The organism is Vogesella oryzagri (assembly GCF_040148885.1).
Classification (GTDB): Bacteria; Pseudomonadota; Gammaproteobacteria; order Burkholderiales; family Chromobacteriaceae; genus Vogesella; species Vogesella oryzagri.
Genome location: NZ_JBEFLD010000012.1, coordinates 1 through 15,292, shown reverse-complemented (window position 1 = coordinate 15,292; position 15,292 = coordinate 1). Strand labels below are relative to the sequence as shown.

Annotated in this window: 14 protein-coding genes; 7 read left to right on the top strand and 7 right to left on the bottom strand. The window is 65.4% G+C overall.

The features are described from left to right. Positions 1-89: 89 nt before the first annotated feature. The 3 genes from ABNW52_RS18290 (at position 90) to ABNW52_RS18280 (ending at position 3,011) form a co-directional block, all read left to right on the top strand. Entirely contained in the window at positions 90-1,517 is a 1,428-nt protein-coding gene (locus tag ABNW52_RS18290; protein ID WP_349591056.1) for an aldehyde dehydrogenase family protein, read from the top strand. A 166-nt stretch (positions 1,518-1,683) separates the two neighbouring features. Then, positions 1,684-2,400, top strand: a complete 717-nt coding sequence (locus ABNW52_RS18285; protein WP_349591053.1) for a GntR family transcriptional regulator — start codon at positions 1,684-1,686, stop codon at positions 2,398-2,400. 101 nt (positions 2,401-2,501) lie between these two features. Then, positions 2,502-3,011, top strand: a complete 510-nt coding sequence (locus ABNW52_RS18280) for a DUF1993 domain-containing protein (protein ID WP_349591050.1) — start codon at positions 2,502-2,504, stop codon at positions 3,009-3,011. Positions 3,012-3,072: 61 nt separating this feature from the next. On the opposite strand, the gene ABNW52_RS18275 is transcribed toward ABNW52_RS18280, so the two are convergent. Continuing rightward, the gene (locus ABNW52_RS18275; RefSeq protein WP_349591047.1) at positions 3,073-3,468 is read right to left on the bottom strand and encodes a YidB family protein; all 396 of its coding nucleotides are present in this window, start codon (positions 3,466-3,468) and stop codon (positions 3,073-3,075) included. Positions 3,469-3,659: 191 nt separating this feature from the next. Between ABNW52_RS18275 and ABNW52_RS18270 the strand changes: the two genes are divergently transcribed. The 3 genes from ABNW52_RS18270 (at position 3,660) to ABNW52_RS18260 (ending at position 8,335) form a co-directional block, all read left to right on the top strand. Continuing rightward, complete coding sequence (locus tag ABNW52_RS18270; protein ID WP_349591046.1) at positions 3,660-3,839, top strand: hypothetical protein; 180 nt, start codon at positions 3,660-3,662, stop codon at positions 3,837-3,839. 183 nt (positions 3,840-4,022) lie between these two features. After that, a complete protein-coding gene (locus ABNW52_RS18265) occupies positions 4,023-5,249 on the top strand; it encodes an efflux RND transporter periplasmic adaptor subunit (RefSeq protein WP_349591043.1) in 1,227 nt (408 codons plus the stop codon). After that, positions 5,249-8,335: an efflux RND transporter permease subunit gene (locus tag ABNW52_RS18260; RefSeq protein ID WP_349591040.1), complete on the top strand. Its 3,087-nt coding sequence runs from the start codon at positions 5,249-5,251 to the stop codon at positions 8,333-8,335. Before ABNW52_RS18265 ends, ABNW52_RS18260 begins: the two co-directional genes overlap by 1 nt. A 70-nt stretch (positions 8,336-8,405) precedes the next feature. Here ABNW52_RS18260 and ABNW52_RS18255 read toward each other — a convergent pair whose 3' ends face one another. The 6 genes from ABNW52_RS18255 to ABNW52_RS18230 form a co-directional block, all read right to left on the bottom strand. Next, complete coding sequence (locus ABNW52_RS18255) at positions 8,406-9,302, bottom strand: LysR substrate-binding domain-containing protein (RefSeq protein ID WP_349591037.1); 897 nt, start codon at positions 9,300-9,302, stop codon at positions 8,406-8,408. Between the two features lie 732 nt (positions 9,303-10,034). Beyond that, positions 10,035-10,715, bottom strand: a complete 681-nt coding sequence (locus tag ABNW52_RS18250) for a Fe2+-dependent dioxygenase (RefSeq protein WP_349591035.1) — start codon at positions 10,713-10,715, stop codon at positions 10,035-10,037. Positions 10,716-10,862: 147 nt separating this feature from the next. Continuing rightward, entirely contained in the window at positions 10,863-13,106 is a 2,244-nt protein-coding gene (locus ABNW52_RS18245) for a TonB-dependent receptor (RefSeq protein ID WP_349591033.1), read from the bottom strand. Between the two features lie 94 nt (positions 13,107-13,200). After that, entirely contained in the window at positions 13,201-13,611 is a 411-nt protein-coding gene (locus ABNW52_RS18240) for an ExbD/TolR family protein (RefSeq protein WP_349591031.1), read from the bottom strand. Next, positions 13,598-14,272, bottom strand: coding sequence for a MotA/TolQ/ExbB proton channel family protein (locus ABNW52_RS18235; RefSeq protein ID WP_349591029.1), 675 nt, complete (start codon positions 14,270-14,272; stop codon positions 13,598-13,600). The genes ABNW52_RS18240 and ABNW52_RS18235 overlap by 14 nt, the downstream gene beginning before the upstream one ends. A 2-nt stretch (positions 14,273-14,274) precedes the next feature. Beyond that, positions 14,275-14,967: an energy transducer TonB gene (locus ABNW52_RS18230; RefSeq protein ID WP_349591026.1), complete on the bottom strand. Its 693-nt coding sequence runs from the start codon at positions 14,965-14,967 to the stop codon at positions 14,275-14,277. A 131-nt stretch (positions 14,968-15,098) separates the two neighbouring features. Between ABNW52_RS18230 and ABNW52_RS18225 the strand changes: the two genes are divergently transcribed. Beyond that, a partial coding sequence (locus ABNW52_RS18225; protein WP_349591023.1) for a hypothetical protein occupies positions 15,099-15,292 on the top strand: 194 nt, incomplete at its 3' end.

The following is a 15,292-nucleotide window of genomic DNA, read 5'->3' as shown; positions in this document are numbered from 1 at the left end:
TTTGCCGCGGCTCTGCCTTCCCGCCCGCCCCCGCGGCGGGAGGGCCATTTTTTTCGGCTGCGCGTTATGTGTGGCCACCAGGAGTCACCATGCATTGCAACCTGATCAACGGCGAATGGCGCGGCGGGCAGCCGGCCATCGTCAACCGCAACCCGTCCGACCTCGATGACGTGGTCGGCGAATACGCCAGCGCCTCTGCCTCCGACATGCGCGAGGCGGTGGCCGCCGCCCGTGCCGCCTTCCCGGCTTGGTCGCGCACTACGCCGCAGCAGCGCGCCGATATCCTGGATGCCGCCGGCAGCGAAATCCTGGCCCGCAAGCAGGAGCTGGGCACGCTGCTGGCGCGCGAGGAAGGCAAGACCCTGCCGGAAGCCATCGGCGAGGTGACCCGCGCCGGCCATATCTTCAAGTTCTTTGCCGGCGAGGCGCTGCGGCCGCAGGGCGAGCTGCTGGATTCGGTGCGTCCCGGCGTGGAGGTGTTGATCAGCCGCGAGCCGGTGGGCGTGGTGGGGCTGATCACGCCGTGGAACTTCCCGATTGCGATTCCGGCATGGAAAGCCGCGCCGGCACTGGCGTTCGGCAACTGCGTGGTGATGAAGCCGGCCGAGCTGGTGCCAGGCTCGGCCTGGGCGCTGGCCGACATCCTGCAGCGCGCCGGGCTGCCGGCCGGGGTGTTCAATCTGGTGATGGGTAGCGGCCGCGTGCTGGGGCCGGCGCTGCTGGATGCCGGTATCGACGCACTGAGCTTTACCGGCTCGCAGGCCACCGGGCAAAGGTTGGCCGCAGACTGCGCGGCGCGCGGCATCAAGGTGCAGCTGGAGATGGGTGGCAAGAACCCGCTGCTGATTGCCGACGATGCCAAACTGGAGCAGGCGGTGGAATGCGCGATCAACGGCGCGTTCTATTCCACTGGCCAGCGCTGCACTGCCAGCAGCCGGCTGATCGTATGCAGCGGTATCCACGATGCTTTCGTCGCCAGATTGGCCGAACGCACTGCCGCGCTGCGGGTGGGCCATGCGCTGGCGGCGGACACGCAGATCGGCCCGGTGGCCAGCGAAGCGCAGCTGGCCGGCAACCTGTCCTACGTGGAACAAGGCCTGGCCGACGGTGCCAGCCTGCTGTGCGGCGGCGAGCGGCTGACGCTGGCGACGCGTGGCTACTACCAGTCGCCGGCACTGTTTGCCGGCTGCACGCCGCAGATGAGCATCAGCCGCGAGGAAATCTTCGGCCCGGTGGCGGCAGTGCTGCGCGCCGACGACTACGAGCACGCGCTGGCGCTGGCCAACGACACGCCGTTCGGCCTCGCCGCCGGCATCTGCACCCAGTCGCTGGCGCTGGCCACCCACTTCCGCCGCCACAGCGAGGCCGGCATGGTGATGGTGAACCTGCCCACCGCCGGGGTGGACTACCACGTGCCGTTCGGCGGCCGCAAAGGCTCTAGCCATGGCCCGCGCGAGCAGGGCCGCTACGCGGCGGAGTTCTACACCACGGTGAAAACCGCCTATCTCGGCGTGTGATGCTGTCGCCCCCGCCCGACGGGGGCTTTTTTTAGCGCGCGGCGGGCGGCAGAGTTGGCCGCCGCGGCGACACCATAACCATGGCATGCGGCCAACCTTGCCCGGCCGCGCCTGAAAATTGCGCGTGCGCTGTGGTAAGGTAGCGCCGCCGTTGCGAGAGACCACCATGAACCAAGCCGCCGAAACCCCGCAAAGTCTTACCGTTGTCGCCACCGAAGCCATCCGCCAGCGCATTCTGGCCGGGGAGTGGGCCGATGGCAGCCAGCTGCGCCAGGAAGCGCTGTCGCGCGAGCTGGGCATGAGCCGGGTGCCGATCCGCGAGGCGCTGCGCCAGCTGGAAGCGGAAGGGCTGGTGAACATCATCGAGAACAAGGGCGCGGTGGTGTCGCAGCTGTCGCTGCCGGAAATCGTCGAGCTGCTGCGGGTGCGGGTGCTGCTGGAGTGCGACGTGCTGCTGGAGGCGATTCCGCGCCAGAGCAGCGCCGACATTGCCGAAGCCGAGGCGCTGCTGGCCAAGTTCGAGGTGGCGCTGCGCGACAAGGACATCAGCGCCTGGGGCATTCTCAACGCCCAGTTCCACCTGGCGTTGTACCGCGCCGCCGGACGTGGCCAGACGCTGGCCATCATCGAGCAGCTGCACAACCGCACCGACCGCTACACCCGCATGCAGATCCTGCTCACCGGCTTCAACGATCGCGCCCACCTTGAGCACACCCAGCTGCTGGAATACTGCCGGCAGAAGGATGCCATCAGCGCGGCGGCGTTTCTGCGCCAGCACATCATGAACGCCGAGGAGGCGCTGGAGGCGTGGTACCGCGCCCAGGCGCTGGCGCAGCAGGGCAAGCGCGGCCGCAAGCGCAAGACGGACAACGACGCCGCCTGAGCCACCACAGGCAAGGCTTGGCTCCCGGCCGGCATCGGCTATGGTGAAGTGTCCGCTGCGGCCAACCTGGGCCGCGCACCCACCCCCGCGGGAGTTTTGCCATGTCTCTTTCCATGTATCAGGCATCGGTACCGGTGCTGTTGCACGCGCTCAAGAACCTGTCCGCCATCCTCGACAAGGCGGTGTTGCATGCCGAGAAACAGCAGTTTGCGGCGGAAGTATTGCTGCAGGCGCGGCTGGCGCCGGACATGTTTCCTTTCATCCGCCAGGTGCAGGTGGTGAGCGACACCGCCAAAGGCTGTGGCGCGCGGCTGGCCGGGGTGGAGATCCCCAGCTTTGCCGATAGCGAAACCAGCTTTGCCGAGCTGCAGCAGCGGCTGGCCAAGACGGTGAGCTTCCTGCAGGGGCTGCAGCCGGCGCAGTTCGACGGCAGCGACAGCCGCGAGATCGTGCTGAAGTTTCCGCACCAGACCATGACTTTCAGCGGCCAGGACTACCTGCAGTATTTCGTGCTGCCCAATTTCTACTTCCACCTCACCACCGCCTACGACATCCTGCGCCACAACGGCGTGCCGCTGGGCAAGGGGGATTACCTGGGCGGCGGCGGCTAGCCGGCAGCAATAAAAACGGCGGCCAGGTTGGCCGCCGGTGGGGTATCGACGCCGGCTGGCGTCAGGATTTACCGAACAGCCCGCCCAGCAGGCTGGCGCCTTGCGACAGCAGGTCGCCGCCCTGCGGCACTTCGCCATTCGGGGTCAGGCGGTCGATCAGCGTCGGCAGGTGCTCGGCCACCTGTTGTGCCACCTGGTTGCTGTCCAGCCCCAGCTTGGCGGCCAGGCCGGCAATCTGCTCGTTGCCCAGCACCGACTGGATCTGCTCGGCGCTGATCGCCAGGTTGTCGCCGGTGCCCACCCACGACGACACGATCTCGCCCAGTCCGCCCTGCTGGAATTTCTCCACCAGCCCGGACACGCCGCCGTTGTCGTTCAGCAGTGTCTGTGCGCTTTGCAGCAGACCGCCGTTGCCTTCGCCGCCCAGCAGGCCGCCCAGTTGATCAAACAAGCTCATAGTGCACTCCTTGAGGTGGTTGCTACCTGTCCATTAAAGACGCATGGACATGACAAACATAGTATTTGTGCCGCGGCGGTGGAAATACAAGCGCCGGACGGTGATTAACTGCCTGTTTTCGCAACGGTTTTTTCTGGACAGCCTACCCGTCACAGCGCATACTGCCGCGCTTTGCCATTCAGGAGCCTTCCATGCCGATCAACTTCTACGATCTGAACCGTTTCGAGGCGGTGAAAGTACGCGAGAACCTGCGCAAGGCCGGCTCGCCGGACCGCTTCGGCAAGGATTCCAATGCCAAGGACGGCAAGAAGCTGGACAACCCGCTGCTGGGCAAGCTGCTGCAGCAGCATGTCGACGACAGCAAGAAATAAGCGCTGGCTGCCCCGGGCAGCACAACGCGTAGTACCGCAGGCGGCCCATCGGGCCGCTTTTGTTTTGCCGTCTGCCGGCGCGCCGCTACCCATTCATACTCATTAATCAACTTGGTCACATGCTTGCCGCTGGAATTGGTTAGGCTTGCATGATTCGCAATTGTGTTGGCGCAGACGATAGCAATGAACAAAAAGATCCTGATCGGTAGCGTGGTGGTGGCCGCCCTGGCCACTGGCGTGTGGTGGCAGGCGGGCAGGGCCAAGCCGGCGGCCCCGGCGGGGCGCAAGCCGCCGGCGGTGCAGCTGGCCGCGGTGGTGGCCAACCGGCAGCCGGTGCTGTTGACTGCCAATGGCAGCGTCACCGCGCTGGAGCGGGTGGAAGTGCGGCCGCAGGCCAACGGCGTGGTGGCGCGCCTGCTGGTGACCGAGGGCAGCATGGTGCAGCCGGGGCAGCTGCTGGTGCAGCTGGATGATGCCAGCGAGCAGGCGGCGCTGGCCAAGGCGCGCGCGCAGCTGGCCAGCGATCAGGCACAGCTGCATAGCGCCGAGCGCGAGCTGACGCGCGGCCGCGATCTGGTACGGCAGAACTTCATCTCGCAAAGTGCGCTGGATACGCTGCAGGCTACCGCCGACACCCGCCGCGCCACCTTGGCCGCAGACCGGGCGCAGATCGCCGCCGCGCAGGTAGCGGTGCAGCAGAAGCAGCTGCGCGCGCAGGTGGCAGGCCGCATCGGCGCCATCAGCCTGGCGCCGGGCGCGCTGGTGACCACCGGCATGGCCGAACCGGTGCTGACCATCACCCGCATGAACCCGGTGATGGTGAGCTTCAACCTGCCGGAGCAGCAGCTGGCCGCCGTGCGGCAGGCGCAGGCGGCGGCGCCGCTGGCGGTGCAGGCGCAAGACAGCGCCGGTGGTGTATGCCGCCGCGGCGAACTGAGCTTTATCGATAGCGCGGTGGACAGCGCCAGCGGCAATGTGTTGCTGAAGGCGCGCTTCGACAACAGCGACGGCGCGCTGTGGCCGGGGCAGTTTGTCAGCGTGCAGCTGCAGGCCGGGCAGTACCCGGGGGCGGTGGCGCTGCCGGTGGCCGGGCTGATTACCGGCCCGGACGGCCAGTTTGCCTATGCGGTGGGCGCCGATAACAAGGCGCAGGCGGTGCCGCTGCAGCTGCTGGGCATTGCCAACGAGCAGGCCATCGTGCGCGGCATCCAGCCGGGGGTGAAGGTGATTGTCAGCGGTGGCCAGAACGTGCGTCCGGGCGAAGCGGTGCAGCCGTTGCCGCCGCGCAAGCCCAAGGCGGCCGCTGAGGGCAAGATGGCGGCGGGCAAACCGGGCGGGCTGCCTTCGTGCGGCGGTCATGCGGCCAACGTTAACGCCGGCGGCCAGCGACCGGCCAGCGGAGCGCAGTGATGACGATTTCCGAACTGTGCATCCGCCGTCCGGTGATGACGGTGCTGCTGTGCCTGTCGCTGATCGTCGGCGGCCTGCTGGCGCTGGGGCGCATCCCGATTGCCGCGCTGCCCAGCTATGAAACGCCGACCATCAACGTCTCGGCCAGCCTGTCCGGCGCCAGCCCGGAAACCATGGCCACCTCGGTGGCGACGCCGCTGGAGAAACAGTTCGCCACCATTCCCGGGGTGGCGGTGATCAGCTCCACCAGCAGCCTGGGCAGCACCTCCATCACCCTGGAGTTCGTGCCCGGCCGCAATCTGGACGGCGCGGCGCTGGACGTGCAGGCCGCCTTGCTGCGCGCGCAGCGCAGCCTGCCGGAGGAGATGACCAGCCTGCCGTCGTACCGCAAAGTCAACCCGGCCGACGCGCCTATCCTGCTGTTGGCGCTGAATTCGCCGGCGCTGTCGCTGACGCAGCTGAACGACTACGCCGAAAACCTGGTGTCGCCGACGCTGTCCACCATCAACGGCGTGGCGCAGGTGCAGGTGTTCGGCCAGAAGCGCTACGCGGTGCGGGTGCAGGCCGATCCGCAAAAACTGGCCGCCCGCAACCTGACGCTGGACGAGGTGGCCACCGCGCTGCGTGCGGCCAACGGCAATACGCCACTGGGCACGCTGGAGGGCCGCGCGCAGGTGCTGACGGTGCAGGCCGACAGCCAGTACCGCAACGCCGCCGCGTTTGCCGCCTTGGCGGTGGGCCGCAACGGCGACAAGGTGGTGCGGCTGGCGGATGTGGCACAGGTGGAGGACAGCATCGAGAACCTGAAGACCGGCAGCTGGGTCAACGGCGAGCGCTCCATCGTGCTGGCGGTGTTCCGCCAGTCCGATGCCAACACGGTGGCAGTGGTGGATGCCATCCGCGGCATGCTGCCCAAGCTCACGGCGCAGCTGCCGGGCTCGGTGCGGCTGGCGCCGCTGTCCGACCGCTCCGATGCCATCCGTGAGGCGGTGCACGACGTCAACCTCACCCTGCTGCTGACGGTGGCGCTGGTGATCATGGTGATCTTCGTGTTCCTGCAGCGGCTGGCGGCGACGGTGATCCCGGCGCTGACGCTGCCGATCTCGCTGATCGGCACCATGGGGCTGATGTATCTGCTGGGCTATTCCATCGACAATATCTCGCTGCTGGGGCTGACGCTGGCGGTGGGGCTGGTGGTGGACGATGCCATCGTGGTGCTGGAAAACATCGTGCGCTACATGGAACAGGGCGAGAAGCCGCTGGCGGCGGCACTGCGCGGCTCGCGCGAGGTAGGCTTCACCATCATCAGCATCTCGCTGTCGCTGGTGGCGATCTTCATCCCCATCTTCTACATGGATGGCGTCATCGGCCTGCTGTTCCACGAGTTCGCGGTGGTGGTGACGCTGGCGGTGCTGGCGTCGGCGCTGGTGTCGCTGACGCTGATCCCGCTGCTGGCGTCGCGCTTCTTGCGCGCCGAGCACATGCCGCACCATGCCGGCACTGGCCACGGCCATGCCATCGCCCGCGTGTTCGAGCGCGGCTTCGATGCGCTGCTGGCGGGCTACGAGCGCACGCTGGACCTGGCGCTGCGTCACCGCCGCGTCACGCTGCTGGTGGCGCTGGGTACGGTGGCCGGGTCGGTGTGGCTGTTCAATGCTATTCCCAAGGGCTTTTTCCCGGTGGAGGACACCGGGCAGATCCAGGTCAACACCGAGGTGGCGCAGGATGTGTCCTACGACCGGTTGGCGGCCTTGCAGGCGCGTGCCGCCGAGATCGTGCAGCACAGCCCGCACGTGGCGGCGGTGACCTCGTCGCTGAGCAGCAGTGGCGGGCGCATGTTCGTGACGCTGAAGCCGCGCGGCCAACGTGCCGCGGTGCAGCAGGTGGTGGAAGACCTGCGCAAGGATTTGCGCAAGGTGAACGGCCTGTCGGTGTTCCTCAACCCGGTGCAGAACCTGCGTCTGGGCGGGCGGCAGAGCAAGAGCCGCTATCAGTACGTGCTGCAGAGCGTGGACGCCAGCGGCCTGTATGACTGGGCCGACAAGCTGGAGCGCGGCATGCGCCAGGATGCGCTGTTCCAGGATGTCAGCAGTGATGCGCAGCGCAAGGGGCTGCAGGCGGAACTGCTGATCGACCGCGACAAGGCGGCGCAGCTGGGGGTGGGCATGCAGAGCATCCGCACCGCGCTGTACACCGCCTTCGGCCAGCGTCAGGTATCCACCATCTACACCTCGGCCGACAGCTACCCGGTGCTGCTGCAGCTGGACGAGGCGTTCCGCATCAACGAGTTCGACCTGACGCGGCTGTATGTGCGCGGCAGCGACAACACGCTGCTGCCGCTGTCCAGCATCGCCAGCGTGCGCCGCACGGTGGGGCCGGTGGCGGTCAGCCATCAGGGCCAGCTGCCGGCGGTGACGCTGTCGTTCAACCTGCCGGCCGGTGTGGCGCTGGGCGAGGTGGACCAGCACCTGAAAGCCATCCAGCAGGACATCGGCCTGCCGGCCAGCGTGTTTACCAGCTATGCCGGCGACGCGGCGGCGTTTGCCGAATCGCAGAGCAGCCAGACCACGCTGTTCCTGGTGGCGCTGGTGGTGATCTACGTGCTGCTGGGGGTGCTGTACGAAAGCTACATCCACCCGCTGACCATTCTCGCCGGCCTGCCGTCGGCGGCGATGGGCGCGCTGGGGGCGCTGATGCTGATGGGGCAGGAGCTGACCATCATCGCCGGCATCGGCATCCTGATGCTGATCGGCATCGTCAAGAAGAACGCCATCATGATGATCGACTTTGCGCTGGTGGCGCAGCGTGAGCAGGGCATGACGCCGTACGACGCCATCCGCAGCGCCTGCCTGCTGCGGCTGCGGCCGATCCTGATGACCACGCTGGCGGCGATGATGGGGGCGCTGCCGATTGCGCTGGCGCTGGGCGCCGGTGCCGAGCTGCGTCAGCCGCTGGGGGTGGCGGTGGTGGGCGGGCTGCTGTTCTCGCAGTTGGTGACGCTGTACATCACCCCGGTGCTGTACCTGTGGTTCGACGGCCTGGGCGCGCGCTGGCGCAAGCCGGCAGTGGCGAACGCGGACGCCTGATACAAGGTTGGCCGCAGTAAACGACAAGGCCCGGCAATGCCGGGCCTTGTGCTGTGTGCGTGCCGCCGGTTCAGGGTGTGGCCGGTGGCGGCGAGTCGCTGAACTCGGCCAGCGCCCAGTCGCGGAAGGCGATCACACTGGGCAGGGTGGCCAGCTCTTGCGGGTAGATCAGGTAGTAGGCCCAGTCGGTTACCAGCGCGATATCCGACAACTGCACCAGCGTGCCGCCGGCCAGGTCGTCGGCAATCATGCTTTCTTCTGCCAGGGTAATGCCCATGCCGCGGCTGGCGGCGACGATGGCCAGGTCCAGCGTGTCGAAGGCGTAGGCTTCCGGATTGCCGCCGGCGCTTTCGCCGGCCAGCGCGAACCACTCGGCCCAGAACGGGTCTTCGTGCGATGGGTGCAGCAGCGGGTAGTTGCGGAACTCGGCCGGCGTGGGCAGCGGCTTGTCCTGGAACAGCGACGGCGACGCCACCGGCACGAAGCGGGCGCTGCGCAGGCGGTGGTAGATCAGCCCCGGTTCCTTGCTGATGCTGGCCTGGAACGAGATGTCGTACTCGCGGCTCTTGAAGTTGGGATCGAAGGCGGTAACGGTAACCAGGAACACCGTCAGCTCCGGGTGCAGATTGCGGAAACGGGTGAGCTTGGGCAGCACCCAGCGCGAGGCAATCGACGGGCTGGCCTTCACCCGCAGCTCGCGCGAGCGGCGCGAGATGGCATCGCTGGCGGACTCAATGCGGGCAAAGGCATCGCGCACCGCCGGCAGCAGCGCGGCGCCTTCCGGTGTCAGTGCCAGGCCGCGCGCCTGGCGCACGAACAGCGGCAGGCCGTAGTGCGCCTCCAGCGTCTGGATATGGCGGCTCACTGCGCCCTGGGTCAGGTGCAGGGTTTCTCCGGCCTTGGTGAACGAGTGCTGCTCGGCGGCAACCAGGAACACGCGCAGGGCATTCAGCGGCGGCAATTTCATTGCAGACATCCCATGATTTTTTTGCATGGTAAACATGCGTAAGAATGCTTTGTCAATCTTGGGGCCGCTGCGTAACCTTGCACGGGTCATGGCAAAAATCCTTGCTGCAATAGCACGTTAAATTTCCGGTGGCGCGGCATTGTACTGTTTTGTATCAATATTTAATACGATCCAGCAATGCAATATGCTCATGGTGATTGCAAGGGCAATTAAAGCGCGCATTTAACGGTATTTGTGGCATGCCAACCGCAGTCGGCTGCGGTTTGTCGCCGGCTTGTAAGCAAATGGAAAGCTTGGGCTGTTAGGCTTTGTGCTGGTGGATGCAACTTCCGCCGCTAGCCGTAGTCTGTTGCGGTGCTGTACTGCTGCCGCAACGGCACGACAGCTGATGGCAAGGATGCAAGTTTTGCTGGTGTCGGTTCTGCTTTACGCAGATACTGGATGCCCGAATTATCGGCTGTTGCCGCCTGGCAGCAGCGATGCAGGAATGCGCGACCGCAAGGTCGCCGCAAGAACCCCTCCCGGCAACGGGGGCGCGGTAGGGTGGTGTGAAGTAGCCGAACTGTCACGGGCATGGTCTGCCTGCCGGCTGCGGCACAGTACCCGACGGTTGGCAGCTTGCTGCCAGCTGGCTGTAAATCCTGATTATCAGGGTTTTGCTCTGTCCCACGGTGACCCGCCGGCTGTGTCCGGCGGGGTTTTTTTTTGCCCGTGCGGCCAACGTTTGCCGCGTTACAGCTCCGCCCACTGCCGCAGCAGGTTGTGGTAGGTGGCGGTCAGCGTTACCAGTTCCTGGCAGTTGCCCACCTTTTCTCGCAGGCTGATGATGGCCATGTCCATGTCGAACAGCATGGCGCGCTGCGCATCGTCACGCACCATGCTTTGCGTCCACATGAACGAGGCCAGCCGGGCGCCGCTGTGCACCGGCTCGACGCGGTGCAGGCTGGTGGACGGGTAGACGATCAGATCGCCGGCCGGCAGCTTGACGCGATGGCTGCCGTAGGTGTCCTCCACCACCAGCTCGCCGCCTTCGTATTCGTGCGGCTCGCTGAAGAACAGCGTGCTGGAGACGTCGGTGCGCACGTACTGGCCGGACAGCGGGTCGGTGCGCACGGCGTTATCGACGTGGTTGCCGTAGGTCATGCCGCGCTGGTAGCAGTTGAACATCGGCGTCATCACCACTTTGGGCAGTGCCGCCGACATGAACAGCGGCTGGCGCGCCAGCGCGCGCTGCACCAGCGCCGCCAGCTCGCGGGCGGTGTCGCCAGTGGCCGGCAGTTGCAGGTTGTGTTTGACGTCGATGGCCTGGTGGCCGGCGGTGGCGCGGCCATCCTGCCAGTCGGCATTGGCCAGCAGCATGCGGGCGTGGGCCAGTTCTTCGCGGGTCAGTACTTCGGGGATGTGCAGCAGCATGGGGATTCCTGAGCAAAACGGGTTGGCAGACGCGCAAGATGGGGTGGTGCATCCTGCCAGCGTTTTGGCGATGGCGCTGCCCTCATCGCCAAAACGGCCTTGCGGCCAACCTGCAGTGCTGCAGAGGTTGGCCGCAAGGCGGCGGGCTTAGTACTTGTAGCCCACGGTCAGTTGTACTTCACGCGGCGCGGCGGCGGAGGCATGGCCGCTGTAAGCGGAGTCGTAGTACTTCACGTTGGTGAGGTTGTTGACGTTGAGCTTCACGCTGTACTTGCGCGCTTCGTAGGCCAGCATGGCGTCGTAGCGCACGTAGGCCGGCAGGTAGTTGGTCTTGGACTGATCGGTGCTGCCGTCAGCGGCAAAACGCTTGGCCGCATAGTAGGCACCCACCCCGGCACGAATCACCTCGTTCACCTTATATGTCGCCCACAGGTTGGCGGTACGCTTCGGCGTGTACTTCGGCACCGCGCCGGTGTTGACGCTGGTTTCGGTGTTGGTGGTGGAGTTCCAGCCCTTGTCGATCTTCGGGTCCATCAGTGCGGCGCCGGCGAAGATTTCCCAGCGTTCGCTCAGACGGCCGGCGGCTTCCACTTCAATGCCGTTGGTGTGGCGCTTGGCGTACAGGATGCTGATGTCCGGCGACAGTGCATCGGTGTTGCGCTCGTACAGCTTCACGGTGCGGAAGATGGCGGCGCGCAGGGTAGCATCGCCATCGGCCAGATCCCACTTGGCACCCAGTTCGTAGTGGTTGTTGCGCTCGGCCTTGAGCTTGTCGGTGCCGGTGCCGCTGTTGACGTCGAACTGGTAGGCCTCGCCGGACGGGTTCAGCAGGCTGCTGTAGCCCAGGTAGTAGCTGGACTCATTGGTCGGCTGCCAGATCAGGCCGGTGCGGTAGCTCAGGCCTTTGTCATCACGTGTGTTGGTGCGGCTCACGCTACCGTTGCTGTAGCTCTTGTAGTTGCCTTCCAGCGTGTCCATGCGCACGCCGCCCATGACTTTCCAGTTGGCGCCCAGCTCAACGGTGTCGGTCAGATACGCCGCCAGGTTGCGGGTGACGTAGCTGTTGGACGGCGACTCGCTATAGCTGCCGGTGTAACTGATGCTGCTCGGGTCGCCCACGGTGGTGGTCAGGTTGGTGATGCTGCTGTTGGCGGTGATGGTGAAGGCATTCTGCGTTTCGCGCACGAATTCCACGCCGGCCAGCAGGTTGTGACGCAGGTCGCCGGTGGCGAATTTGCCGGTGTAGTCGGTGGTCAGCGCCTGCACTTCGTTCAGCGAGCCGCGGTTCTTGCCTGAATAGCGCAGCAGGGTGTCGTCGGTTACCGCAGTGCCGGCGCTGATGCCGCCAGTATTGGTGCTGTTGCGCAGCTGCGGCTGGCTGGTGACCAGCCAGCGGTCATAGCGGGCCACGCGCAGCTGGCTGCTGATCTCGTTGTTGGCGTCCAGCTTGTGAGTGATGCGCGCGGTGCTGATATCGCTGGTGATGTCTTCGCTGCTCATGCCCTGCAGCCCGTAGAAGCGGTCCAGCGGCACGTCGATCGGGCGGTTGGTGTTCGGGTTGTACGGCACGCCCAGCATTGGGGTGTTGTTTTCCTTCAGCCGCATGTGCGACAGCACCACGGTGGTGGGCTCGCCCAGGCCGAAAGCGATGGAGGGGGCAATGCCGAAGCGCTCCGCTTCGCTGATGTTGTTCGGGCTGCCATCGTTGACCGCCATCATGTTCAGGCGGATGGCGCTGGTGTCGGACAGCGCCTGGTTGACGTCGGTGGTGGTGCGGTAGAAATCGTTGCTGCCCACGGTAGCGGTGACTTCCACCTGTTCGCCGGCAAACGGCGTCTTGCTGACCTGGTTCAGTACGCCACCGGTGGAGCCACGGCCGAACAGCATGGAACTGGCGCCCTTCAGCACTTCGATTTTCTCATCGTTGAACGGGTCGCGGTTGTACTGCGCCACATCGCGCTGGCCATCGCGGTAGGTGTCGGCAAACATGGCAAAGCCGCGCAGGTAGACCTGGTCGCCGCTGCGGCCGCCTTCGCCGGCGGCGAAGCTGATGCCGGACACGTTCTTCAGTACGTCCTTCAGGTTCACGTCACCCTGATCTTCCATCAGCTGGCGGGTGATGACCGAGACCGCCTGCGGTACATCCTTCAACGCCTGCTTCTGCTTGCCCAGGGTGGTGGTGCCGGCCTGGTAGCTGCCGCGTTTGGGTTGTTCGCCGGTCACCACCACGGTTTCCAGCGTGGTGCTGCTGTCGGTGCTGGCCGTGGTGGTGGCATCGGCGGCAATGGCCAGGCCCGGGGCCAGGCTGGCGGCCAGCATGCTGGCAAGCATGGTGTGCGGCAGGCGCTTGGGGGCACCCTGGGTGGCAACGATGGAGGCGGTCTTTTTCATATGTCTAATGTGTCGTTGTGCGTAAAAAACGGGCAAAAGCCGCCCCGTGCGGCCAACCTGGGTGGGCCGCAGTGCGGGGGAACGGCGTGGAGGATTACTGCGCTTCGGTGACGAAGCCGATGCGGTTGATGCCGCTGCCTTGCGCCGCGGCCAGGGTGGTGGCTACCACCTCGTAGCGCACTGCCTTGTCGGCGCGCAGGTGCAGCTCCACCGCGGCATTGGCGGCGGCGGCTTCGGCAAAGCGGCTCTTCAGCCGGCCCGGCTCGATCGGCAGATCGTTCCAGTACAGCTTGCCATCGGCATTGATGGCCAGGCGGATGGCTTCCGGCTTCTCTTCATGCTGCGCGGCGCTGGCCTGCGGCAGATTGACCTGCACCGCATTGGTCAGCAGCGGTGCGGTGATGATGAACACCACCAGCAGTACCAGCATCACGTCCACCAGCGGTGTGGTGTTGATCTCGGACATCGGCGCATCGGTGCCTTTGTCAAAACTACCGAACGCCATCGTTGCCTCCGTGGGTCAGCAGGTGGGCGTGCAGGTCATGGGTGAAGTGGTCCATTTCCTGGTTGATCACCCGGTTCAGGCGGGTGAAGGTGTTGTAGGCCAGCACCGCCGGGATCGCGGCGGCCAAGCCTGCGGCGGTGGCGATCAGTGCCTCGCCGATCGGGCCGGACACGGTGGCGATGGATACCTGGCCCTGGGCGCCGATATTCACCAATGCGTGATAGATGCCCCACACGGTGCCGAACAGGCCGATGAACGGCGCGGTGGAGCCGATGGTGGCCAGTAGCGTCATGCCGCCTTCCAGCTTTTGCTGTTCCTGCAATAGCCGTTTGCGCAGCGCGCGGGTCAGGTAGTCATCCAGCGAGCACGCCTGCCCCAGCGCGCTGCTGCTATGTTGCTGGTACTGACGCAGCGCCGCCAGGCCGTCGCGCAGCAGTGCCGATACCGGTGCCGGGGTGGCGGTCAACTCGCCTTCCGCCTGTTTCCAGCTGTCGGCGGCCCACAGCAGGCTTTCGGATTGACGGTTCAGGCGCAGGGTGCGCCACGCGCGCCAGCCGCGCAGCACGATGAAATACCAGGTCAGTACCGACATCAGGATCAGGCTCAGGAAAACCGACACCAGAATGGCGTCGCCCTGTTCGAAGGTGTGCATCAGGTTCATGTTCAGGCTTTGGTCTTGTTTGGAAGGACGAATTTGATCGGGGCGGTAAAGGTGTCGTCGATGGGCTCATCGCCGCGCATGGCCGGGGAGTAGCTCCAGCCGGCGGCCGCACGGCGTGCGGAGCTGTCCAGGCGCGGGAAGCCGCTGGAGCGGGCCACGCTGACCGCGGTAGCCCGGCCTTTGCTGTTCACGGCGATGCGCAGGTACACGGTGCCTTCTTCCCCCAGCTCCAGCGACAGTGGCGGGTATTCCGGCTTCGGATTGTTCAAGTAGCTGCCCTTCTCATATGAAGGCGGGGTGACGGCTACTTTTTCCGGCACGGCGGCCTGCTCAACGTTGGCCGCATGGTTTGTTGTTTCCGTGGCGGCAGTGCTGGGGCTGCTTGGTGCCGGTGCCGGCTGGCTTGGCGCCGGTACGCTGGGAGCATTGCTTGTCACTTGGCGCGGCACGCTGGGGGTGACGATCGGCTTAACGGCAGCGGGCTGCGGCGTGAGCTGCTTGGGCACAACGGGAGTCACGCGTTGCGGCGCGGCCGCCGCTGTCGGTTGCGGTGCTTCATTAATGCTTACCATCTCGATCGGCAACAGCTGTGGCGGCGTGACCGGTGTGGTGTGGTTGGAGGCGAGCATCAGTAGCCCCAAGTGTGCCGCGCCGATCACAGTCAGGGCGCCATAGTGGAAAGCACGGTGTTCCATAAAGTATTTGCTGGTAGTTATAAGAACTATTCGCATTTATATTATTGTTATCTTCGATTCATTGTCAAAACATTCGCCATACAATCCGGTAAAAATCACGAAAATCGGAGAGAAAAACGCGCGATCAGAGCGTGCTGCAGCCGCTATCCATTGCCGGGTGGGGTGTGATGGTGAAATTTTTTCGTGCCGATAGCTTTGCAGATCAACGACTTGTCGATTTTGTCGGGTTTTCTGTGGTGGCGGGTGTTGACGGGTGTGGGTTGGCTGGGTATAGTTCGCCTCCTCTGCTGACGACGCAACGAAACGAAGTCAGCCCGCTCTTTAA

Coding starts and splice junctions, on each gene's coding strand:
- ABNW52_RS18260 (WP_349591040.1), top strand. CDS start 5,249: ATGACGATTTCCGAACTGTGCATCCGCCGTCCGGTGATGACGGTGCTG.
- ABNW52_RS18250 (WP_349591035.1), bottom strand. CDS start 10,715: ATGCTGCTGCACATCCCCGAAGTACTGACCCGCGAAGAACTGGCCCAC.
- ABNW52_RS18280 (WP_349591050.1), top strand. CDS start 2,502: ATGTCTCTTTCCATGTATCAGGCATCGGTACCGGTGCTGTTGCACGCG.
- ABNW52_RS18245 (WP_349591033.1), bottom strand. CDS start 13,106: ATGAAAAAGACCGCCTCCATCGTTGCCACCCAGGGTGCCCCCAAGCGC.
- ABNW52_RS18285 (WP_349591053.1), top strand. CDS start 1,684: ATGAACCAAGCCGCCGAAACCCCGCAAAGTCTTACCGTTGTCGCCACC.
- ABNW52_RS18240 (WP_349591031.1), bottom strand. CDS start 13,611: ATGGCGTTCGGTAGTTTTGACAAAGGCACCGATGCGCCGATGTCCGAG.
- ABNW52_RS18235 (WP_349591029.1), bottom strand. CDS start 14,272: ATGAACCTGATGCACACCTTCGAACAGGGCGACGCCATTCTGGTGTCG.
- ABNW52_RS18255 (WP_349591037.1), bottom strand. CDS start 9,302: ATGAAATTGCCGCCGCTGAATGCCCTGCGCGTGTTCCTGGTTGCCGCC.
- ABNW52_RS18270 (WP_349591046.1), top strand. CDS start 3,660: ATGCCGATCAACTTCTACGATCTGAACCGTTTCGAGGCGGTGAAAGTA.
- ABNW52_RS18275 (WP_349591047.1), bottom strand. CDS start 3,468: ATGAGCTTGTTTGATCAACTGGGCGGCCTGCTGGGCGGCGAAGGCAAC.
- ABNW52_RS18230 (WP_349591026.1), bottom strand. CDS start 14,967: ATGGAACACCGTGCTTTCCACTATGGCGCCCTGACTGTGATCGGCGCG.
- ABNW52_RS18265 (WP_349591043.1), top strand. CDS start 4,023: ATGAACAAAAAGATCCTGATCGGTAGCGTGGTGGTGGCCGCCCTGGCC.
- ABNW52_RS18290 (WP_349591056.1), top strand. CDS start 90: ATGCATTGCAACCTGATCAACGGCGAATGGCGCGGCGGGCAGCCGGCC.